Source organism: Photorhabdus sp. S10-54, from assembly GCF_963878145.1.
In the GTDB taxonomy this organism is placed as follows: Bacteria; Pseudomonadota; Gammaproteobacteria; order Enterobacterales; family Enterobacteriaceae; genus Photorhabdus; species Photorhabdus kayaii.
The window spans coordinates 1-23,278 of sequence record NZ_CAWNXG010000060.1; the positions used below are offsets into that span (position 1 = coordinate 1).

The following is a 23,278-nucleotide window of genomic DNA, read 5'->3' on the forward strand; positions in this document are numbered from 1 at the left end:
CAGAACAGGGGAATTGGGGGAAAGATAACTATCGCCATCTGACCCAACAACAGGATATCGGCAGCCAGATAACCGGTGCCGGTGAGGTGACCCTGCAAGCCGGGCAGGATTTGACCGCCACCGCCGCCCATGTCAATGCCGGTCAACAACTGACGGCGCAGGCCGGGAATAACCTGACATTGACAACCGGTACCGCCTCATCTGACTTAGTGGAGCACAGTAAACAGACCAGCAAAGGCTGGCTGTCGAAGTCGTCGGTGGAAACCCACGATGAAGTGCATGACCGGCAGGCGCTCAGTACCACATTCAGCGGCGATAAAGTAACTTTACAGGCCGGTAAAGACCTGCATATCAGCGGCAGCAATGTGGCAGGCACGCAGGATGTCAGCCTGAACGCCGGTCATCAGCTTACCGTCGCCACCGCCGCAGAAGCGCACAATGAAACCCATTTGCGGCAGGAGAAAAAATCCGGCCTGATGGGCACCGGAGGGATTGGTTTTACCGTTGGCAAAGCCAGCCAGAAAGTCGCCACCGACAGTGACAGCCAGCTGAGTAAAGGCAGCACGGTCGGCAGCAGTCAGGGCAACGTGACTCTCAACGCGGGAGAACAACTCCGGGTTCACGGCAGTGAAGTGATTGCCGGTAAGGACCTGACGCTGACCGGTCAACAGGTCACGGTCACCAGTGCGGAAAACCGCAATAACACCACGACAAAAACCGAACAAAAACAGAGCGGCTTAACGGTGGCATTGAGTGGCGCTGCCGGGGGCGCCATCAACAGTGCGGTGCAAACGGCCCATGAAGCGCAACAGACTGCCGACCCGCGCCTGAAAGCGTTGCAAAACACCAAAGCTGCCCTCAGCGGAGTGCAAGCGACGCAGGCTGCCAGACTGGCCGAAGCTCAGGGCGGTGGCAACAGCAGCAATAACAATTTGGCCGGGGTGAGCCTGTCCTACGGTCGTCAGTCTTCCCGTTCAGAACAGCAGTCCCGTCAGACCACCCAACAGGGCAGCCATCTCACCGCCGGGGATAATCTCACGATAACGGCGCACGGTGACGATAAAGGGACCTCAGGCCCGAACGGCGATATCCGCGTTCAGGGCAGTCAGTTACAGGCGGGCAAAGACCTGCAACTCAATGCGAGTCGGGATATTGCGCTCTCGTCCAGCCAGAACACCGAACAGACCACCGGCAAGAACAGCGGCCACGGCAGCTCGCTAGGCGTGGGCCTGACCGCCGGCCCCGGAGGCACCGGTCTGAACGTCTCGGCCAATGTCAGTCGGGGCAACGGCCGTGAAAACGGCAACGGTGTCAGCCACCATAACACCACGTTAGACGCAGGACAGACCATTACCCTCAACAGTGGCCGGGATACCACGCTGAAAGGGGCACAAGTCAGCGGCGAACAGATTACGACGACGGTGAAGCGTAACCTGGCATTAAGTAGCGAGCAGGACAGTAACCGCTATGACAGCCAGCAACACAACGCCAGCGCGGGCGTCAGTACCACCGTAGGGCCCCTCACCAACGGTACAGCAAGCCTCAGTGCCAGCCGCAACAAACTGCACAGCAATTACGATTCGGTGCAGGAGCAGACCGGGCTGTTTGCCGGTAAAGGCGGCTATCAGGTTAACGTCGGCGACCACACCCAACTGGACGGTGCGGTGATAGCGAGTCAAGCTGACAAAGCTAAAAACACCCTCAACACCGGAACACTGGGTTTTAAAGATATTCAAAATAAAGCGGACTTTACTGTCGAACAGCAGAGTGCGGGCGTCAGCCTCGGTCAACCAACCACCGGTCAGGTGCTGAATAATCTGGCGGTCAATGCGCTGACAGGCTCAAATAATCAGGGCCATGACAGCAGTATCACGCATGCCGCGGTCAGTGACGGCAACCTGATTATTCGGGACAAAGCGCACCAAACGCAGGATATCGCGAACTTAAGCCGTGATACCGATAATGCGGCCAATGTCTTGAGTCCGATATTTGATAAGGAAAAAGAACAGCAGCGGCTGAAACAGGCGCAACTGATTGGCGAACTCAGCGCCCAGATGACCGAGATAGCCGGGACGGAAGGGAAAATTATCGCGACCCAAGCGGCGAAAGCGAAACTCAATCATATCAGTGAACAGGACCAAGCTGATGCCAAAGAAAAATTGATCAACGCAGGCAATCAACACCCGACTCTGGAGGATATCAATAAACAAATTTATGACACCGCTTACACGCAGGCGCTGAATGACTCCGGCCTGGGGACCGGCGGCAAATATCAAAAAGCGTTACAGGCGGCTACGGCAGCGATTCAGGGGCTGGCGGGGAACAATCTTGGTCAGGCGCTGGCCGGCGGCGCATCGCCGTATCTGGCCGGGGTGATTAAAGAACTGACTACTGACCCGCAAACCCATCAGGTGGATATCGCCACCAACACGCTGGCCCATGCGATTTTAGGCGCGGTGGCGGCGGAGGTGAGTGGTAACAATGCCTTGTCAGGAGCAGCCGGTGCCACGTCCGGTGAGCTGGCCGCACAGGTACTGATTAAGCAACTTTACGGCGACGGGGCAAAAGTCAGTGAGTTAACGGAGGAGCAGAAACAGACTATCAGCACTCTTTCTACCCTGGCAGCCGGGCTGGCAGGCGGCATTGCCGGTGACTCTACCGGGAGCGCCGTTACCGGGGCCCAGGCAGGGAAGAATGCGACGGACAATAATGCACTGAGTTTGCCAAAAGGGATGGCGGATTACGGTCGGTCAGCATCAAGTCTGGCTACCGCTATGTCAAATAAAGGTCAATCCTCTCAAGAGATTTCAGCGGCATTGTCAAAACATGCCAAAGGGGATCACCCGGAAGGACAAGATCCAGTAAGAGGGTTGGTAACGGCATGGGGAGTTGGTGCTTCTGCTGTAGGAGGGACTATAGTTGCCCCTATTGCTGGGGCTGCGGCAGTAATTGGTGGCGGCATTTTAGGAGGAGCAACAGATGCCACCAAACAGCTTTTAACGTTGAAGCCAGGAGAAAATTATAGTGCAACAGATACACTGATAGCGGTAGGAACAGGCGCATTAACTCAAGGTAAAGGAACACTATTTAGCACTCTTGTTAATACAGGAGGCGCTTATTTAGGAAGTAAAGTTAAAGGAGAAGATCCTACAACCTCAATGTTAAGTAATGCAGTTGGTACTGTAATTGGTAATAAAGTGGGGGGTAAGTTTACCAATGCAATGCTTTCTAAAGGTTATTCTAATAAAGCTTCCGAGGTTGGTGGGACAATTATCGGAAATTATGCTGGAACTGCAACAGATTACATTGCAGAAGAAGGAGCAAAGAAAACACAAGGAAGAAAAAATGGACAATAAAAGGGGCATTATTTTTAGACTAAAACAATTTATCTATCTAGTATTGGGGTGGGGAATGATTTTTTCAGTATGTTGTATGATTAGTATTCCTTTAACGTACCTTATTATCTTTTTTAAAGAAGGGTATTTTCTTTTAGATATTCAACCAGCTATTAATGGATTAAAATTCAGTATAAAAGTAGGCGGTAGTGGTGGGGCAATATTTGGATTTTTTATTTATTTATTTAGTCTAATACAAGAATTTTGCAAGAAAATTTCTTCATTAAACAAAAACAAGGAGGAGAAATAAAATGTCTATTGTGGAAAATAATGCTCTTGGCGATGGTTCATTTGGAATATCAGCAGGAAAAGATGGAATAGGTGTATCACTTGGTGTAGGGCCTTCAATTGGCTGGGGTGGTATTTCAAGGGAAACTCCATTAGGTGAAACAGACATGAATGGCAAAGTTGGCACTGAAATATATAAACATGAGTTTAAGGATAAATGAGCATGATTGTATATATTCCGTTTATTTTGATGGTTTTGAGTCTGTTGGGGTTTCTTGCCTGCTTCATCTATTTTGGCTTGAGCAGAAAAGTTTCACTAAGAAGTGTAAAATCTCCATTGCTATTTTTTGATTTTTGTTTTTTTAATAAAAACAAACTTGCTAATTTTTCCATGATGATATTATTTATTGTTTATATATCTGGAATTTGGTTTGAATTTATTAAAAATGGAAGCTTAATTTCCTTTACTGGCTATTTTATTGGAGTATTTGCAATTCTTGTTTTTTTTATTCATTGCAGATTTTTCTCAAAAATAAAATTTGCACATAGAAATAATATTGAATTCATAAAAGAGTTTGTTTTTGAAATTGAAATAAGTGGTGGATTCGATTAATAAATGCAATTTTCCGTAAAGATAGTCATTTGACTTCCAATATATTGCAGTGGAAGTCAAATAATCTTTCTGGTTCTTCGTTGTATAATAATACTATGATCTTAACGCCTGATTATTAAATACCGGATTAGATTGAATATGGATTCTCTGTAAATGCCGTTCTGATTTGGAAGTAAATCCTTCACGTCCATGTAGCAGAGAGAAATTATCCACAATCACCAGATCACCTTTTTTCCATGCATGAGCATATAAATGGCGCTTATCATATAATATATTGATAAAATCTTGTTGAAATTCTGCTACTTGATCAGGGCTGATATTATGATATTCAATAGCATGTTTATTTAGGAATTTTTCTCCATCTACTGCCGGTTCGTTATATCTGATAACGAATCCGTTTCTGTCCGGATGTTCTTCCACTAAAGGAGAGTGAACTTCCCCACCATAATGAGTGACTTTATTAATGCGGTAAGTAATCGATATATTCTTCCACTGTTCTAATTGCTGTTGAGTAGCATTAGCAACAACACGACGAGTATTGACAAAGGTTGTCCTGCCCCCTTGGTCGCTTTCAGGTGCGTGGGCGCAATGGAACATAATAAATTCGGGAATTGTTGGTTTATACATGCCATCCCAGTGCAACGGCATATAGCTGTTATCAAAAACGTGATCGGTAGCATCTTGATGTTCACGAACATCTAAAATAGCACCAAACGGCCACATCATTATTTCTCCCCAATTACGGGCATATTCTTCATATTTTTCGTGATCAGATAAATCAGATTTAAAACCACGTAATATAAGCAGATGGTGTTTTCTAGCCAGTTCTTTCAGTTGTTCCACTGATAAAGTATCAATATGTTGATCGGAAAATTGAGGCGTAATTTTTAAACCAAAAGGGGTTATTTCTTCTGTCTGAAAGCTATTTAATTCTGTCATCGCTATTTTCCTTCAAATTACATAGTGACTGGGTTTTCCATGAATATTTACTAATTTTCCGCCCATCATCTGAACTTCTTTATGTTTCATAAGTATAAATTGCCCATTTACATTGGCTGCGACACCATGCCAAGGGGTTAACCAATCATCCCGGGTTGGCATCATATGAATACCAAATTTAATACTGTCTGCTGGCTGAGGATGAATAGATAAACGTATGGCTTTTGGAAAATGAGTATCTAATAAACTTCCCCACGCCCAACTTCGTTGAATAACACCGATGGCTCTTTGTTTGGCATCTTTTTGTAGGGCATTATTTGATCCGGTATAGCCGGGTAATAAGCTGTCTTCATATAAGAAACGGGTGACTGCGCGATATAGTTGTAATCCATCACTATTTTGCAACAGTTCATCTTTGATAGATTCTTCCGAACGGGCATAATGTCTGACTAACATCTGTCTCTGTAAATTGAAATCATCACTATGTTCGCAGAGTTCTTTATCGTCGTTAAGGTTAAATGTGCTTAAATTGATAGCACCCACTTCATGAAGTAATTGTTTAATATCTTCATGATATTGACTGATAACATTATCACTGACACGAATCAGATCACCAAAGACATGACCATCAGAGCAAATAATAATGCGAGCGCCTGGCGGATAATAAAGCTGAATACGCTGGCAAAGAGAATTAAGAAAAATCAAAGACAAGCGTTCTGCCATATCAGGGGAAGTACCAAGTACTTTATTTCTGTTTGGTGACTTGGTTGGGAATGCCGGTAAAATGAATTCGATAGGTTTATTATTCCTGATGAAGTATTCAATTCTAGGTAATTGTACAGATTTAATAATATTTTCTTCTTTAACGGAATCTCTCCCTAGATCAGTAAGACGCCTGCGATATTGCAACAGTTCGTGCAGAATCTGCATAGAAATATTATTAAAGGAAATACTCTCGGAAGTAATATTATTATCGGTAACACTTTGCATCATTATGGTTTCCATACTTGTTGTCATATCTATTCTTTGATTTCTTTAAAAATAGATAAACAGCATTTTCACTAATTGGTATAGGCGAAGTGTAGAATAATGCAATTAAAAAATAATATAATATTTGAGAATATCTAATAATCTATTTAACAATAAACAATATGTTTGAATATGATTTATATAGTTAATCAATATATTTGATTGATTGTTACATTAAGGTACTGTTTGGCAAGACTATTAGGATATAAGGGATCTGGTACGACCACCATAGTAAAATATCCTTAAAACTAAATTAGTGTAGGTAAAATGGATCGGTTGATAATTTCATATTGGCAATTTTTTCTGAAATTTATCTTAAATAAAGTGGGTAAGGCCTTTTCCTTTACTTACTAATATATTTATGAAAATTATAAAACCTAGTATTTTATAAGGGAAAATTATGACTTTAATGAAAGAAGAGATCATTAAAGTAAAAGGTAAATTACTGCATGAGGTTGATAATAAAGGCTATTATTATAATTATGATCATATCCGGTTATTATTTTACGAAAACCAAGTTTACCCTTAATTACCTATGCTCCCGGGGATTCACTCCCATGCCATCGCGATGCATCTTCAAATCTACTCCCCCACAGACTGACAATCAATCATAGGGGAAGTGAAGTGACTTAAGAGCAGATTGGATGATGTTCAAAAGTATCAAGTAATTGCTGAATGAATTCTAGGCGTGTCGTTCTTTCGTTCAGGTCAGTAATGAATTTCAGTTTAGCGGGGCCGTCCAAGCGATAAATTTCAGGTTGTTTTTGTAACAGGCCGATAAGATAAGTTGGATCAACTTTATTTTCCTCACTAAACTCGATAAACCCTCCTTTTTCATGGGCTTCTATTCGTTTAATACCTAATTTCTGAGCTAACAGGCGAATGGCTGCTGATTGTAATAAGTGGCGCCCCGGATCAGGTAATATGCCGAACCGGTCTATCAATTCAACCTTCAATTCTGCTAATTCTGATGCGTTTTTGGCGCTGGCAATACGTTTATAAAAAGACAAACGCATATTGACATCAGGAATATAATCATCAGGTAACAAAATAGGCATCCGCAATTCAACGTCAGTTTGACTATTGCTTAAGTCTTCAAGTGAAGGTTCACGACCTGCTTTTAATGCATTGACTGCACTTTCCAGTAGCTCCATATAGAGTGTGAAGCCAATAGTTGTCATCTGACCACTTTGTTCTTCACCGAGAAGTTCACCGGCTCCGCGGATCTCAAGGTCATGAGTTGCCAGTGCAAAACCCGCACCTAAATCTTCAAGGGAGGCGATAGCTTCCAGACGTTTGTGTGCATCGGCTGTCATTGCTTTCGGATGTGGTGTCAGCAGGTAAGCATAAGCCTGATGGTGAGAACGTCCGACACGCCCCCGCAATTGATGCAGTTGGGCTAGGCCAAAATGGTCAGCACGTTCAATAATGATGGTATTGGCGCTTGGAATATCGATGCCTGTCTCAATAATGGTGGTACAAATCAGAACATTAAATCGTTGATGATGGAAATCGGTCATCACCCGTTCCAAATCCCGTTCACGCATCTGCCCATGACCAATGGCGATCCGTGCTTCTGGTACTAATTCTTCAAGACGCAGCTTCGCTTTCTCAATATTTTCAACATCATTATAGAGGTAGTAGACTTGACCACCGCGCAAAACTTCACGCAGTATGGCTTCTCGTACCACCAAACTGTCATACTCGCGCACGAAAGTTTTGACAGCCAGACGGCGAGCGGGCGGGGTCGAAATAATTGAGAGATCCCGCATACTACTCATTGCCATATTGAGCGTTCGTGGAATTGGGGTTGCGGTGAGGGTCAGAATATCGACATCGGCACGCATGGCTTTGATCTGCTCTTTGTGGCGAACACCAAACCGGTGCTCTTCATCGACAATTAACAAACCAAGGTCTTTCCAGCGCAAGTCGCTTTGTAGCAGTTTATGTGTACCAATAATAATATCGACTTTACCTTCGGCTGCCATTTCAACGATTTGTTGCTGTTCCTTGGCGCTGCGGAAACGGGATATCATCTCAATACGTACAGGCCAATTAGCAAAACGGTCGCGGAAATTATCAAAATGTTGCTGAGCCAGCAGTGTTGTCGGAACCAGGACTGCCACTTGCTTGTCATTATGGACTGCCAGAAATGCGGAGCGCATTGCAACTTCGGTTTTGCCAAAGCCTACATCACCGCAAATTAAGCGATCCATAGCGACTGGCTGACACATATCATTCAGAACTGCGTTAATTGCCTGTTCCTGATCTGGAGTCGTTTCAAATGGAAAGCTTTGACAGAATAATTGATATTGTTCCCAATCATGTTTAAACGCAAATCCTGGTTTTACGGCGCGGTGAGCATAAATGTCAAGCAACTCCGCAGCCACATCGCGTACTTTTTCGGCAGCTTTCTGGCGGGCTTTGTTCCATGCCTCTCCGCCCAATTTATGTAATGGGGCATTTTCATCAGCACCACCTGCGTAGCGGCTGATCAAATGCAGGGAAGAGACCGGAACATAAAGTTTGTCGTTACCAGCATAACTTAAGATCAGATATTCAGCTTTGATACCACCTGCTTCTAGCGTAGTTAGCCCTTGGTAACGGCCAACGCCATGTTCCAAATGGACCACTGGCTGGCTGGGGCGTAATTCTGCAAGGTTACGGATCAGGGTATCGGTGTTAATCGTGCGGCGGGTATCTTGACGGCGGCGAACAACACGTTCACCAAGCATGTCGCTTTCACAGATTAGAGCCAGTTCATTCTTTGTATCGATAAAACCATGTTCAGCGGCACCAATCATCAAAAAGTGACCTGGCTGTTGTGCTTGATGCAATTTTCTGATTTTAATGGGTTTAATCTTTATTCGTGACAATAATTCCTGTAACGTTTCTTTCCGTCCTTCACTCTCAACAGAGAAAATAACGCGGCCACTGAATTGTTCAAGGAAACGGCGAAGCTTATCCAGAGGTGCCTTATTTTGCGCAACAACGGAGAGATCAGGCAGCAGTTGATAATCAAGATTTACGTGACTCGCTTTTTTGCTCAATTCTTCTGCTTTAAGTTGAATGCGGGGCCAGTTTTTTAGCGCTGAGAATAAATTATCAGCCGGAAGCCAAAGCTCTTCTGGGGGTAAGAGAGGGCGCATTGGGTCAATTTTACGGCTCTCAAAGCGTTGTTGGATGTCCTGCCAAAAACGTTCAGCGGAATGGTTTATTTCTTGACTGATAAGCAAGGTGTTGTCGGGTAGATAATCAAACAATGAAGGCAAGGGTTGGCTAAAAAACAACGGTTGCCAGTATTCTATCCCGGCCGGTAACGTACCTTTACTGACTTGCTGATAAATATGCTCATTGTCACGACGGACTTCAAAACGTTCCCGCCACTGGCTGCGAAACAGTTCAATAGTCTCTTTATCTGTTGGGAATTCATGAGCAGGCAGTAGGTTGATTTGTTTAACCTCAGTCAGCGTACGTTGGCTGTCAACATCGAAAATGCGTAAGCTATCGATTTCATCATCGAAAAAATCAATACGATAGGGATGCTCACTTCCCATTGGGAAAAGATCAAGTAATGAGCCACGAGTAGCAAATTCGCCGTGTTCAAGAACTTGTTCGACACTACGATAGCCAGCTTGTTCTAATTCAGTACGGAGTTTATCTCGTGAGAGCCTCTGATCTTTGTGCATGACTAGTGCATGCCCGTTAAGGTACTCATGAGGGCAAACCCGTTGCATTAAGGTATTTATCGGCAGGATTAAAACACCTTTGGTCATCGTCGGCAGACGGTAAAGTGTAGACAGACGGTTGGAAATGATTTCCTGATGAGGAGAGAAGCTGTCATATGGCAGTGTTTCCCAATCGGAAAGGAGATCAACAGAGCAGTCGGTAAACTGATGGATTTCATCATGCAGACGTAAGGCGTTTTGCATATCCTTGGTTATCAGTACGACAGGGCCTGGATGGCGTTCGACAATTTCAGCACATTCTACAGCGCAAGCAGCACCAGTAAGTTGGCCTAATTGACGGTTATCACCGCGACGTTCGGGAAGTTTATAACGATATTTTGAGGACATAGGCGTAAATGTGTTCTCTATGATTCAGTCCATTCCCAACAGGCTTTCGACACATAATGGTCTTCGAGTAAACACGCTGGCTGGTTGAGAGAAAATAAAAAAACCACAGAATCTGGATGTTGGTGGTTCCATAAAATATAACTACCCTTTATTATCCCCGAACACTTTGCTTTGGCAACAGGGGCGTAACAGATTTCATGTTTCAATCTGTCTCATTATTTATAGGTTTGCGGTATATGCGTGGTCGGGCGGCTGATAAATTTGGTCGGTTTGTTTCCTGGCTGTCAGCAATTGGCATTACTCTCGGTGTTGCCGCATTAATTACAGTATTGTCCGTGATGAATGGTTTTGAGCGTTCGCTGGAAACCAGTATTCTTGGCTTTATGCCACAGGCGGTTGTGACGTCGGTAAATGGCTCGCTAGACCCAAAAACACATCCTGTCAGTGAACTTGCGGATCTAAAGCAGGTTAACAGGATTACGCCATTGGTGATGGGTGATGTGGTATTGCAAAGCGCCCGGAATGTCGGTGTTGGTGTAATGTTGGGTATCGCTTTTGATGAATATGAACCGCTGACTGAATATTTAACCGGCGCTTATCGTCATCAACTTGCACCCGGTAGCTACAATGCTATTTTGGGCGAAAGAGTCGCCGGGGAGCTTGGAGTAAAACGCGGTGATCGCATTCGCCTGATGGTACCTGGCGCAAGTCAGTTGACACCAATGGGGCGTATTCCCAGTCAGCGTCTATTTACTGTTATTGGCACTTTTGCGTCTAATAGCGAAGTCGATGGCACACAGATTCTGGTTAATCAGCAAGATGCTGCCCGTCTGATGCGCTATCCGCCAGGTCACATTACTGGCTGGCGTCTCTATCTCTCAGAACCATTGGCTGTAGATAGTTTGAGCTTACAAACCCTACCAGAAGGGTTGTTGTGGAAGGATTGGCGCGAACGTAAAGGTGAGTTTTTCCAAGCGGTCAGGATGGAAAAAAATATGATGGGCTTATTGTTAAGCCTGATTATTGCCGTGGCTGCATTCAATATCATCACTTCGCTTGGTTTACTGGTAATGGAAAAACAGGGAGAAGTGGCGATTTTGCAGACACAGGGACTGGTACGTCGTCAGGTTATGGCGATTTTTATGATCCAGGGAGCGGGAGCCGGGATCATCGGCACTTTACTGGGAACTGGGCTTGGTGTTCTGCTTTCCAGTCAGCTTAATAACTTAATGCCACTTATTGGCTTATTGACCTCAGGTGTTGAGTTGCCTGTTGCCATTGAGCCGCTACAGGTTGCTACAATCGCAATTTCAGCGATGGCGATTGCCCTATTGTCTACGTTATATCCTTCCTGGCGTGCTGCTGCTATCCAACCTGCTGAGGCTTTGCGTTATGAATAATCAACCACTATTGTTGTGTAATAATCTGTGTAAAAAATACCAGGAAGGTCAAGTACTGACTGAAGTGCTGAAAAATGTCACTTTTGCTATCAATCAGAGTGAAATGATGGCGATTGTGGGAAGTTCCGGCTCAGGTAAGAGTACGCTTCTGCATTTGCTTGGTGGGTTGGATACACCGACTTCTGGTGAAGTCCTTTTTAAAGGGCGCTCGTTGAATAAAATGTCCTCCGGAGCCAGGGCAGAACTGCGAAATCATGAATTGGGCTTTATTTATCAGTTTCACCATCTGTTGCCAGATTTTAATGCGATCGAGAATGTCGCTATGCCACTGTTAATTGGCGGTAAAAATCGCAGTCAGGTACAGAAGAAAGCATTCGAAATGCTGGCGGCTGTTGGTTTGGAGAAGCGCGCTCATCACCGTCCATCAGAATTGTCAGGGGGGGAACGCCAGCGTGTGGCAATTGCCAGAGCGTTGGTTAATGAACCTTCTTTAGTTTTAGCGGATGAACCTACCGGTAACCTCGATTTACGTAATGCAGATAGCATCTTTGCATTACTGGGTGAGCTTAACCGGCAGCAAGGCACGGCATTTCTGGTTGTCACCCATGATTTGAATCTTGCCGGCAGATTAAATCGTCAGGTGGAGATGCGTGATGGTTATTTACAGGATGAATTGACCGTGACGGGAGCGTTGTAATGGCGAATTTGCCTCTCTCTTTGGTCACTGCCTTGCGATTTAGTCGCGGGCGTCGCCGGGGCGGTATGGTCTCTCTGATTTCTGTGATTTCTACGCTAGGGATTATGCTTGGTGTCGCTGTTCTCATTATTGGTCTAAGTGCCATGAATGGTTTTGAACGAGAATTGAGAAACCGCATCCTTTCTGTTGTTCCTCATGGTGAAATTTATACGGTTCATCAGCCTTTTGAACAGTGGCAGCCTGCATTGGAACGGGTAAAAAACACTATCGGTGTGGTTGCTGCTTCACCTTATATTACTTTCACTGGATTGATGGAAAAAGGCGCCAGCTTGCATGCGGTTCAGGTGAAAGGGGTTGATTTAACCACTGAGGCTCAGGTCAGCTCATTACCTCAATTTGTACAAGATAATGCTTGGCAAAATTTTCAGGCGGGTCATCAACAGGTCATTCTGGGGCAGGGAGTCGCTAATGCCTTGAAGGTTAAACAGGGTGACTGGCTGACTGTTATGATCCCGAACAATGATCCCGAAATGAAATTGTTGCAACCAAAACGGATTCGTTTACAAGTTAGCGGAATTTTTCGATTGAGTGGTTTGCTTGATCATAGTTTGGCTTTGGTCCCTTTGGCCGATGCTCAACAATATTTGGATTATGGGCAAGGGATCACTGGCATTGCGATCAAGGTTGATGATGTGTTTGCCGCTGATCAACGAGTAAGGCTTGCCGGGGAAGCATCACAGGAATATGTCTATATCAGCAGTTGGATAAGAAATTACGGCTATATGTATCATGATATTCAGATGGTACGTAGCATTATGTATCTGGCGATGATTCTGGTGATTGGCGTGGCGTGTTTTAATATCGTTTCTACCCTGATTATGGCGGTAAAAGATAAAAGCAGTGATATTGCTATCCTGCGAACCCTCGGCGCTAAGGATAGGCAAATTAGAGCAGTTTTTCTCTGGTATGGGTTACTGACGGGGATGACGGGCAGTATTGCCGGTGCTATAGCTGGCGTGTTGGCATCACTGAATCTGACGGCGCTTATTCATGGGCTGGAAAAGCTGATCGGGCATCAATTTCTTTCCGGTGATGTTTACTTCATTGATTTCCTGCCATCTGAGTTACATGGCATGGATGTTCTGTATGTTCTGGCGACGGCTCTGATTCTGAGTTTATTAGCCAGTTGGTATCCGGCGAGACGAGCAAGTAGACTTGATCCGGCACGAATTTTAAGTGGAAAATAATTAATCTATTATTGGCATGAGCTAATCAAAACGTTATGGTATAAAAAATAGAAACCTAAGCAATATTTAAGAAATCTTGAAGGAAATCAGTATGCGAATTTGTCGTCGGCTTAGTCGGCTTGGTCGGCTTCGTAAGGTTAAGCGTTTGAGACAGCAGAGATTTCGTAGCCGGATTTTTTATAGGGATAATCGTTTGGCGATTAATATGAAAAAACCTTACATCGTGGTATTGACAGGAGCCGGTATTTCGGCTGAATCGGGTATTCGGACTTTCCGCTCCTCTGATGGGTTGTGGGAAGAACATCGGGTGGAAGATGTTGCTACACCTGAGGGATTTCAGAAGGATCCAGAATTGGTGCAGGCATTTTATAATGCCCGGCGTCATCAACTTCAGCAATCAGAAATAAAACCGAACGCAGCGCATTATGCTTTAGCCGCGCTGGAGCATGAGCTTGGCGATAATTTTTTGTTGATTACTCAGAATATCGATAATCTTCATGAGCGGGCGGGCAGCTATCGCACGGTGCATATGCATGGTGAGTTGTTCAAAATTCGTTGTTGCCAATCTGGGCAATTGTTTGAGTGGACAGACGATTTGACGATAGATGAACGTTGCCATTGTTGTCAGTTCCCCTCGCCATTGCGTCCACATGTTGTTTGGTTTGGTGAAATGCCTTTGGAGATGGAACGGATTTATTCTGCACTGGCTCAGGCAGATATTTTTATCGCTATCGGCACCTCTGGTCATGTTTATCCTGCGGCTGGATTTGTACATGAAGCTAAACTGGCAGGGGCGCACACGGTAGAGCTGAACCTGGAACCGAGTCAAGTAGAAAGTTTATTTGATGAAAAGCATTATGGACCAGCCAGTAAGATAGTAGATGAGTATGCTCGAAGGTTAATTGAGAGTATTAAAGAATTTAAAGCTGATTTGACGCAATAATTATTGTGTTTCTCTTCCTCATAATGGGTAACAAAATCCCCGGGGGAAGAGAATAATGGACAGATTACTAGAACGTTTTTTTAAATACATATCTTTTGATACTCAGTCAAAGCCGTCAGCAAAGACGATTCCCAGTAGTCATGGGCAGCTCGAACTCGCCAAAGCGCTGAAACAGGAGTTGATCGAATTAGGTTTTTCTAATGTGGTACAGGATGCTCATGGCTGTGTTATGGCAACATTACCTGCCAATACATCTTGGCCTGTACCTGCTATCGGTTTTATTGCTCACCTTGATACTTCACCTGATTTTTCTGGAAAAAATATAAGTCCACAAATGTTGGAAAATTATCGAGGTGGTGAAATTGCTCTGGGTGCGGGTAATGAAGTGTTATCGCCGGTTATGTTTCCTATCTTGCATAATATGTTGGGGAAAACCTTGATTACCACCGATGGTAAAACGCTGCTTGGTGCCGATGATAAAGCGGGTATTGCAGAAATCATTACTGCAATGGTTCGTCTGAAAAATAGCAATATCTTACATGGTGATATTCGAATTGCGTTTACGCCTGATGAGGAGATAGGTAAGGGAGCACGCTATTTTGATATTAATTCATTTGATGCTGAGTGGGCATACACCGTAGATGGTGGTGGTGTAGGTGAACTGGCATTTGAAAATTTCAATGCAGCGGTAGTAACCGTTAAGATTGTTGGTAATAATGTTCACTCTGGTAGTGCTAAAAATGTGATGATCAATGCCTTATCACTGGCGATCCATATCCATCAAGCATTGCCATCGGAAGAGACACCGGAACATACCGATGGATATGAAGGTTTCTATCATTTGCAACGTATTAAAGGCACGGTTGAGTGTGCTGAAATGCACTATATCATTCGTGATTTTGATCGGAATAACTTCGAAAAACGTAAAAAGAAGATGATTAAAATTGCTGAAAAAGTCGGTGAGGGGCTGCATCCGGGTTGTTATATCGAACTGACTATCGATGACAATTATTACAATATGCATGATGAAGTTATCAAATATCCGCATGTTATTGAGATTGCCAAACAAGCAATGCTGGATTGTAATATTGAACCCGTTATTAAACCGATTCGTGGTGGTACTAATGGCGCACAATTGTCGTTTCGTGGTTTACCTTGCCCGAATATATTCATGGGGGGGTATAATTATCATGGCAAACATGAATTTGTTTCGTTGGAAGGAATGGAGCAGGCTGTAAGTGTTGTCATACGTATTGCTGAATTAACCGCACTGTTGTCTAAAAAGTCGGAAATGAGTCAGGCGTTTTGCAGCACTAGTTAATTTTATCGGATATTAACGGCAAATCCGGGCGCTACAAGTTCTTAACAAACTGTGCGGAATTCTCCTTCCTGAATGCTAATTGAGAGCGAAGCGAACTTAAGAAGCCCCACTATAATCACTTGTGATTTAGTGGGGAGAGTTAGTCACCAGGCCGTGAGTTAATAACGAGTTTAGACGTTGAACAAATTAATGGCCTTTGATAACTATATTGAAATCAACATTATTGAAATCAACCTTATTGAAATTAACCTCTTGAGGTGAGGTATCAATCATTAAAGTACCAGTAACCACTATTGACCAATGCAGTGAGCAGTCTGATAAAACGAGCATCATCTATCGCTTCACCAAGCATTTCTGCATTAATTTCATAATGGCAGCAAAGAACATCAGCCGCTTTAATATGAGGTGTATCTATTAATTCACCGTTAACAAAGCACTGATCACCAACCCGGATAACCCGTAATCCGTTAAGGCGGTGGAGATTTTCACCTTGTTTCATTAATTCATAAATTTCATCACTTTCATAAGGTGGCTCTGGTGGAGCAATATCAAGTTCATGCCGTGACTGAGAGATGAATTCACCAAACCATTGCTGGAAAGTGTCAGGCTGTGCTAATAACTCGTTCATCATGGTGTGTAGCGCTGATAGTTCATGCGGTTGGACCAACGCTGGATTTTCTCGGAAAGTCAGATCGGGATCGCTATAACGATAGCTGCCTAAATCACTAGCCAGCACATAATCGGCGAAGCTACTGAACAGTTCACGGGAATTGGGGGCGCGGAAACCAACTGAATAATTTAGTGAATCTTCGATGGAATAACCTTCATGAGGAAATCCTGGTGGGATATAGAGAATATCACCGGGTTCCATCTCTTCGTCAATAACGGCATTAAAGGGATCGACCTGTAATAGATCGGGGTGAGGGCAGCGTTGTTCCATTGGTAGCTTTTTCCCAACGCGCCAGCGACGGCGGCCCATTCCTTGAATGATAAACACATCGTATTGATCTAGATGCGGACCAACACCACCACCGGGAACGGAGAAGGAGACCATCAGATCATCTATCCGCCAGTCAGATAATACGCGGAATGGTTGCATTAATGCGGCGGAAGGATGGTGCCAGTGATTAACCGCTTGTACCAGCAGCGACCACTCTTTTTCACCTAAATGATCGTAACTTTCGAATGGACCATGAGAGACATCCCAACGGCCATTTTTCTGGCTGACCAGACGGCAGTCAACTTCATTTTCCATAGCCAGCCCCGCGAGTTCATCGGGAGTGAGGGGATCAATGAATTGACGGAAGCCTTGTTTAATCAGTAAAGGCCGTTTTTGCCAATGATTATGCAAAAATGCCTGCCAGTCCAGATTCAACTGATAGTCCATAGTGACATCCTGAGTGTGAAGTGAATTTCAAGGTATTATAACGAATAGTTAAACTCAGTATCAGACTACACTGGCATATTTAACTAATCATCGTCATTAATTTGCTGGCATCGGAACATAACGCAAATTCTGGCGCCACCAAGTGGACTGTCACTGATACTGATATCGCCTTTATATTGTTCGATAATTTCAGAAGCAATTGACAATCCAAGCCCTTGACCAGGCTTCAAAGTATCAACACGTTGACCTCGCTGGAAAATCATGTCCCATTTTTCAATTGGCACCCCTGGACCATCGTCATCGACAATAATCATTACCGAATCGTGATCAATCGTCACAGAGATCTCAACAAATTTAAGGCAGTACTTACAGGCGTTTTCCAACACATTACCCATGACTTCCATAAAATCATTTTTCTCACCAAGCCAAGTGATCTCCGGTGAGACATCTAACGTGAGACTGACACCTTTACGCTGATAGACTTTTGTTAAAGCGCTGCACAGGCTATCTAGTAAAGCAGGAACAGAAGAGACTTTCCGCATAATAGTGCTGTGTTCACTGCGCATACTGGCACGATGCAGATAATAGCCTATCTGCTGAGAAATACGGCCAATTTGCTCAAGCATGATAGGTTCTGCCTGTTGAATAGTCATTTGTTTGCTGTCACGCAAAGAACGGAGAGTTGATTGTAAAACAGCCAGTGGCGTTTTCAAGCTGTGTGTCAGATCAGCCAGTGTTGTTCGGTATTTTGTATAGCGATTGCGTTCATTATTGAGCAACACATTAAGGTTACGAACTAGCCCCCGCAGCTCTGTCGGTGGATTTTCATCCAGTTTTTCCCGTTCACCTTTTTCTAATGAACTGATCTGATGAATAAGCGATTTAATTGGCCGTAAACTCCAGTGTGCTGCCAGCCAGATTAATGGGATAACCAGAATAAGATTGGCAATCAATACATAACCGAACCATTCCCACACCAGAACCGATTTTTGTAAATCCTGTGGAATGGTATCGATGACTACAATCGTTAACGCTGGCAAATGAGCTGTCGCACTATATCTGTTGACAGAAACGGAGTGAGTTAGCTCATTATCTTCATTTTCGTCAAGTGAATTAAGTTTACCTAATTGTCCTTGTGTGTTAGCCGAGTTTTTTAGCAAATCCCGGCTGCTTTTTAGATCAGTATCCAGTTCATATAAACCGTCTTCTTTTAACCATTCACTAGGAATAGAGTTTTCGACTTTTGGGATATGGTGTTGACGCCAGAGGATGGTACCTTTGTTGTTATAAATCAGAACCAATGATGGGTTATTCAGTGTGAAATTGGGGGGTACTGAAATATCCAGCTGATTGTTATTCCACTGAGCAAGGCTGAAAAATAGATTACTCTGACTGCGTAGCAGTGTATAAGCGGTTTTATCAAAACTGACCAGGTAACCGACAATGGCAACAATACCGTAAGACATGGTAAGAGCAAGAATAACCGCAGCTGTTGCCATTAAAAACCGGGTACGGAGTGAGAAAGGCTGCTTTTTGTGCTTAAGCACTTTTTTACCCATGAAAGTTTTACACATCAAAGCGATAGCCTTGGCCCCGGACAGTCACGATAGCTTCATAAGGCCAAATATCTAATATTTTTTTTCTTAGTCGGCCGATTAAGACATCGATGGAGTGACCTTCGCGTAGTTCAGCATCGGGATATAATTGACGCATTAATGACTCTTTAGTGACAACTTTGTCACTATTACACATCAGTATTTCAATGATTCGGTATTCAAACGCCGTTAGTTTGACGCTCTCCCCGTAAACTGTAAATTCCTTGCGTGACAGATCAATTTTGAAAGGTGGGAATTCAATAATCTGAGAAACCAGCCCATTATTACGGCGTAGGAGTGCCTGCATACGGGCAATAATTTCCTCAAGATGAAAGGGCTTGGTAACATAATCATCTGCTCCTGCATCAAGAACCGTGACTTTTTCTTGCCAGCTTTCGCGGGCGGTCAAAACAAGAATGGGGAGTTTTTCATCTTTTTGGCGCCAGCGACGGATCAAACTCAAACCATCTTCTCCGGGCAAACCAAGATCAACAATGGCAATATCGGGTTCGCTCTCGACCAGATAGTAATCGGCTTCTTTGGCGTTTGCAGCGGCATCAACTAGATGACCGGTGTCGCGAAGCTGTACCGTTAAATGGTGACGCAGTAACATGTTGTCTTCAACGATCAATATCCGCATGGAATAATCCTTCTCAACTCCAGCAGGCAGTTATTGTAATAATCAATTCATTCGGACTGTTATATAGACAAAACTGCCGGTAAAAAATTCAATGTCATGGTTCTGGCTGAATATGTTAGATACATGGATCTGTAACAGCAAGACGTTAAGTGGAAATAGAGAATATAACTTTAAAGTATGTTTGGGATTGGTTTATATAAGAGTAGCAACAGACGGATGTTTTATCCGTCTGTTGAATATCAACTACTTCAATTCATCAACCAGTGTAATTGCACGGCCAATATAATTTGCCGGCGTCATGGCTTTCAGTCGTATTTTCTCTTCTTCCGGTAAATCCAGCCCATCGATAAAGGTTTTCATTCCTTCACTATTGACGCGTTTGCCACGGGTAAGTTCTTTGAGTTTTTCATAAGGCTTTTCGATACCATAGCGACGCATTACTGTCTGGATAGGTTCAGCAAGCACTTCCCAGTTTTGATCTAGCTCATCCAGTAAGTGCTGCTCATTGACTTCCAACTTATTTAAGCCTTTCATCGTAGCTTGATAAGCGATCAGAGCATATCCCAGGCCAACACCAAGGTTACGTAATACGGTTGAATCAGTCAGATCTCGTTGCCAGCGGGAAATCGGTAACTTGCTTGCCAGATGACCAAATACCGCATTTGCCAGCCCCAAATTGCCTTCCGAGTTTTCAAAATCAATTGGATTGACTTTGTGTGGCATAGTGGAAGAACCGATTTCACCGGCAACTGTTTTCTGTTTGAAATGGTTAAGTGCGATGTAACCCCAAATGTCACGGTCAAAATCGATCAGAATCGTGTTGAAACGGGCGATGGTATCGAACAATTCAGCAATATAATCATGGGGTTCGATTTGGGTCGTGTATGGATTCCATGTGATGCCGAGTGAAGTCACAAAAGTTTCACTAAACTGATGCCAATCAACCTGTGGGTAAGCGGCTATATGGGCATTATAGTTACCCACGGCGCCATTAATTTTGCCGAGTATTTCGGATTGTTCCAGTTGACGATACTGGCGTTCCATTCGGTGAGCAACATTGGCAAACTCTTTACCAACCGTGGAAGGTGTGGCTGGTTGGCCGTGAGTGCGAGATAACAGGGGTAAGTCTCGATATTCACTCGCCATTTTTTTGATGGTATCAATCATCTGGCGCCATTGAGGTAAAAGTACTTCTTCACGGGCTGTTTGTAGCATCAGCGCATAAGCTAGATTGTTAATATCTTCAGAAGTACAGGCAAAGTGAATAAACTCAGAAACTTGATGTAGTGCAGGAATATGCGCAACTTTCTCTTTCAGAAAATATTCCACTGCTTTGACATCGTGGTTAGTGGTGCGTTCGATAGTTTTAATACGCATTGCATCCTGTTCATTGAAATTTGCGATGATTTCATTCAGGTAAGCGTTTGCGTCTGTATCAAAAGCGGGAACTTCTTTAATTTCAGCACATTCTGCCAGTTTTTGCAGCCAACGTACTTCAACCTGCACGCGGAATTTCAGTAAGCCAAACTCACTAAAAATGGTACGTAATGCGCTGACTTTATCGCCGTAACGGCCATCGATTGGAGAAACAGCAGTCAGTGAGGATAATTCCATTGGTAGCAACTCCCGGATTTTATTTAACAATGAGAAAGAATATCTTTCGCCTGTTGGATCAGGCGTTGACGAGAAAACATTAATTGCAAGCGACCACCGCCAACTTGTTGCCATAAGACCGCGCAACGGACGCCAGCCAGTAGAATAGTCCGGACTTTCGCTTGTACAAGTGGATTGCGCAGAATATCAGGGGAACCAGTCACTTGGATACGTGGACCTAATGGGCTGATAACATCGACATAAATACCGGCCAACGCGTTGAACATCCCTTCTGACATGGGTTCGAAATATGCCTGTTGACGTTCTAGTAAACTGATACGGTTACCCAATGCATCGGAAGCTGCCTGATTTTTAATTAGCCGGCGCTCCAATGCTATCAGACTCAAGATATAGCGGGTAAGATCGGCAGAAATACCATTGTTAGAACTATTAAACATCCCTAGCATTGCGTTCAGCCCAATTTTCAGATTGCGTTCATGATTGCCGAACACATCTAAAACAGATGCCGGGTTGGTGTTTAAAATGCTATTAACCATAGTGGCAACAGCATCAGTATCACACTGGTTTTCATGAGAAAGTTGTTGTACCAAGCGACTTGACTGGCAAATTCCCGCCAGCGCTAGTGTAATGTTGTAATAATTCTTTGCCACAATTACTCCTGCAAACGTTGTTCGATCACTCCACCGCCAAGACAAACTTCACCCTGATAAAAGACGGCTGATTGGCCGGGGGTGACTGAGGCGACAGGGTTAGCAAAACGGACTGCTATTTTATCTTCGTTTATGGGGGTGACAGTGCAAGGAATATCTTGCTGACGATAACGTGTTTTGACGACGCAATGGATTTCTTCAGTTAATGTCTGTCTGTCAACCCAGTGAAGTTGCTGAGCAATAAGGCCGGTAGACATTAAACGGGGGTGTTCATGCCCTTGTGCCACGATCAGGATGTTGTTCTGAACGTCTTTATCTATGACATACCACGGCTCTTCGCTGCCTTCTTTCGTTCCACCGATTCCCAGACCTTTACGTTGACCCAGCGTGTGGTACATCAGCCCCTGATGTTCACCAAGGGATTCTCCATCTACTGTCATAATCGGGCCAGGTTTGGCTGGTAAATAACGGCCAAGGAAGTCACGGAATTTGCGCTCGCCAATAAAACAGATACCGGTGGAATCTTTTTTCTTTGCCGTCACCAGACCAATTTTTTCAGCGATACGACGGACCTCCGGTTTTTCCAGTTCACCGACCGGAAATAGGCTTTGAGCAATTTGCTGGTGGCTCAACGTGTATAAGAAGTAGCTTTGGTCTTTATTACTATCCAGCCCCCGTAATAATTGGCTTTTACCGTTAATATCTCTGCGGCGAACATAATGACCTGTTGCGATGTAATCCGCGCCTAAATCCTCAGCAGCAAATTCCAGAAATGCTTTAAACTTAATTTCTTTGTTGCATAGAATATCTGGGTTAGGTGTTCTGCCTGCTCTATATTCAGAGAGAAAATGTTCGAAAACATTATCCCAATATTCGGCAGCAAAATTGACGGTATGAAGTTCGATGCCTAAATTATCACAAACGGATTGGGCATCAGCCAGATCAGTCGTGGCTGAACAGTACTCTTCATCATCATCTTCTTCCCAATTCTTCATGAACAAGCCAGCCACTTGATAACCTTGCTGTTGTAGCAAATAGGCGGAAACGGAGGAATCTACACCGCCGGACATGCCGACAATGACTTTTTTCTGGCTGTTATCTGACATGGGAATCTCACTGGAGAAAAAAACAAGCGCCGTACTTTAACACGTTGCAAATCGGGGTGCATCAAACGTATCACTGTTTTGTTATTAAATAAACGGAGAAACATAACTATCCAGTAGGGTGAGAGGATGCTTTTCGTTTTGCAGGTAACAGCGAATACTTTCTGCGACGAGTGGAGAACGAAGATAATGGCTACTGAATATTTGCTCTGCTGTAACCCAATGGCAACAGTCAATATCATGGTCTTGTGGATGGGTTACTGTTTGTTGTTCCATCCTTCATTCCGCACCTAATTCAGGAATAAACCGCTTTATATTGTGCGCCTAATAAACTCAAAAGCTCATGGTGGTAAGATTGCATTCCTGTCACCATTTTATGTTCTTGAAATTCAAAGGTGTTT

General features: G+C 44.1%; 19 protein-coding genes. 9 read left to right on the top strand and 10 right to left on the bottom strand.

What is annotated here, in order from left to right; all coding sequences use genetic code 11:
- The 4 genes from AACQ83_RS21430 to AACQ83_RS21445 all read left to right on the top strand — a co-directional run.
- Positions 1–3,356: hemagglutinin repeat-containing protein (locus AACQ83_RS21430; RefSeq protein ID WP_240000886.1), on the top strand; the 3,356-nt coding region annotated here is incomplete at its 5' end.
- Positions 3,346–3,645: a hypothetical protein gene (locus AACQ83_RS21435; RefSeq protein ID WP_112879548.1), complete on the top strand. Its 300-nt coding sequence runs from the start codon at positions 3,346–3,348 to the stop codon at positions 3,643–3,645. The genes AACQ83_RS21430 and AACQ83_RS21435, both read left to right, overlap by 11 nt.
- 1 nt (position 3,646) lies before the next feature.
- Positions 3,647–3,844 carry a polymorphic toxin type 25 domain-containing protein gene (locus AACQ83_RS21440; protein WP_112879549.1) on the top strand — a complete coding sequence of 66 codons (198 nt, stop codon included), beginning with the start codon at positions 3,647–3,649 and terminating at the stop codon, positions 3,842–3,844.
- A gap of 2 nt (positions 3,845–3,846) precedes the next feature.
- Complete coding sequence (locus AACQ83_RS21445) at positions 3,847–4,236, top strand: hypothetical protein (protein ID WP_112879550.1); 390 nt, start codon at positions 3,847–3,849, stop codon at positions 4,234–4,236.
- A gap of 93 nt (positions 4,237–4,329) precedes the next feature.
- Here the strand turns inward: AACQ83_RS21445 and AACQ83_RS21450 are convergent, their stop codons facing one another.
- The 3 genes from AACQ83_RS21450 to mfd form a co-directional block, all read right to left on the bottom strand.
- A complete protein-coding gene (locus AACQ83_RS21450; RefSeq protein WP_112879551.1) occupies positions 4,330–5,175 on the bottom strand; it encodes a TauD/TfdA family dioxygenase in 846 nt (281 codons plus the stop codon).
- Positions 5,176–5,187: 12 nt separating this feature from the next.
- On the bottom strand, positions 5,188–6,165 hold the full coding sequence (pvcA, locus tag AACQ83_RS21455) for an L-tyrosine isonitrile synthase (protein ID WP_112879563.1): 978 nt from the start codon (positions 6,163–6,165) through the stop codon (positions 5,188–5,190).
- Between the two features lie 668 nt (positions 6,166–6,833).
- Positions 6,834–10,280: a transcription-repair coupling factor gene (gene mfd, locus AACQ83_RS21460; protein ID WP_112879552.1), complete on the bottom strand. Its 3,447-nt coding sequence runs from the start codon at positions 10,278–10,280 to the stop codon at positions 6,834–6,836.
- Positions 10,281–10,477: 197 nt separating this feature from the next.
- Here mfd and lolC point away from each other — a divergent pair, with 197 nt between their 5' ends.
- The 5 genes from lolC (at position 10,478) to pepT (ending at position 15,888) form a co-directional block, all read left to right on the top strand.
- A complete protein-coding gene (lolC, locus tag AACQ83_RS21465; protein ID WP_112879553.1) occupies positions 10,478–11,680 on the top strand; it encodes a lipoprotein-releasing ABC transporter permease subunit LolC in 1,203 nt (400 codons plus the stop codon).
- The gene (lolD, locus tag AACQ83_RS21470; RefSeq protein WP_112879554.1) at positions 11,673–12,377 is read left to right on the top strand and encodes a lipoprotein-releasing ABC transporter ATP-binding protein LolD; all 705 of its coding nucleotides are present in this window, start codon (positions 11,673–11,675) and stop codon (positions 12,375–12,377) included. The genes lolC and lolD overlap by 8 nt, the downstream gene beginning before the upstream one ends.
- Positions 12,377–13,624 (top strand): lipoprotein-releasing ABC transporter permease subunit LolE, encoded by a 1,248-nt coding sequence (lolE, locus tag AACQ83_RS21475; RefSeq protein ID WP_112879555.1) that lies wholly within the window; start codon positions 12,377–12,379, stop codon positions 13,622–13,624. The genes lolD and lolE overlap by 1 nt, the downstream gene beginning before the upstream one ends.
- A 91-nt stretch (positions 13,625–13,715) precedes the next feature.
- Positions 13,716–14,567, top strand: coding sequence for a Sir2 family NAD+-dependent deacetylase (gene cobB, locus AACQ83_RS21480; protein ID WP_112879556.1), 852 nt, complete (start codon positions 13,716–13,718; stop codon positions 14,565–14,567).
- A 55-nt stretch (positions 14,568–14,622) separates the two neighbouring features.
- Positions 14,623–15,888, top strand: a complete 1,266-nt coding sequence (gene pepT, locus AACQ83_RS21485; protein WP_112879558.1) for a peptidase T — start codon at positions 14,623–14,625, stop codon at positions 15,886–15,888.
- 265 nt (positions 15,889–16,153) lie between these two features.
- Here the strand turns inward: pepT and AACQ83_RS21490 are convergent, their stop codons facing one another.
- The 7 genes from AACQ83_RS21490 to AACQ83_RS21520 all read right to left on the bottom strand — a co-directional run bounded on the left by AACQ83_RS21490 (position 16,154) and on the right by AACQ83_RS21520 (position 23,153).
- A complete protein-coding gene (locus AACQ83_RS21490) occupies positions 16,154–17,275 on the bottom strand; it encodes a ribosomal protein uL16 3-hydroxylase (RefSeq protein ID WP_112879559.1) in 1,122 nt (373 codons plus the stop codon).
- An 83-nt stretch (positions 17,276–17,358) separates the two neighbouring features.
- Complete coding sequence (phoQ, locus tag AACQ83_RS21495) at positions 17,359–18,822, bottom strand: two-component system sensor histidine kinase PhoQ (protein WP_112879564.1); 1,464 nt, start codon at positions 18,820–18,822, stop codon at positions 17,359–17,361.
- A 19-nt stretch (positions 18,823–18,841) separates the two neighbouring features.
- The gene (phoP, locus tag AACQ83_RS21500; RefSeq protein ID WP_011147027.1) at positions 18,842–19,510 is read right to left on the bottom strand and encodes a two-component system response regulator PhoP; all 669 of its coding nucleotides are present in this window, start codon (positions 19,508–19,510) and stop codon (positions 18,842–18,844) included.
- Positions 19,511–19,753: 243 nt separating this feature from the next.
- Positions 19,754–21,124 carry an adenylosuccinate lyase gene (purB, locus tag AACQ83_RS21505; RefSeq protein ID WP_112879560.1) on the bottom strand — a complete coding sequence of 457 codons (1,371 nt, stop codon included), beginning with the start codon at positions 21,122–21,124 and terminating at the stop codon, positions 19,754–19,756.
- 23 nt (positions 21,125–21,147) lie between these two features.
- Positions 21,148–21,774 carry a high frequency lysogenization protein HflD gene (gene hflD, locus AACQ83_RS21510; RefSeq protein WP_112879561.1) on the bottom strand — a complete coding sequence of 209 codons (627 nt, stop codon included), beginning with the start codon at positions 21,772–21,774 and terminating at the stop codon, positions 21,148–21,150.
- Between the two features lie 2 nt (positions 21,775–21,776).
- Positions 21,777–22,880 (bottom strand): tRNA 2-thiouridine(34) synthase MnmA, encoded by a 1,104-nt coding sequence (gene mnmA / locus AACQ83_RS21515; RefSeq protein ID WP_112879562.1) that lies wholly within the window; start codon positions 22,878–22,880, stop codon positions 21,777–21,779.
- Positions 22,881–22,964: 84 nt separating this feature from the next.
- A complete protein-coding gene (locus AACQ83_RS21520; protein ID WP_240000887.1) occupies positions 22,965–23,153 on the bottom strand; it encodes a hypothetical protein in 189 nt (62 codons plus the stop codon).
- Positions 23,154–23,278: the final 125 nt, after the last annotated feature.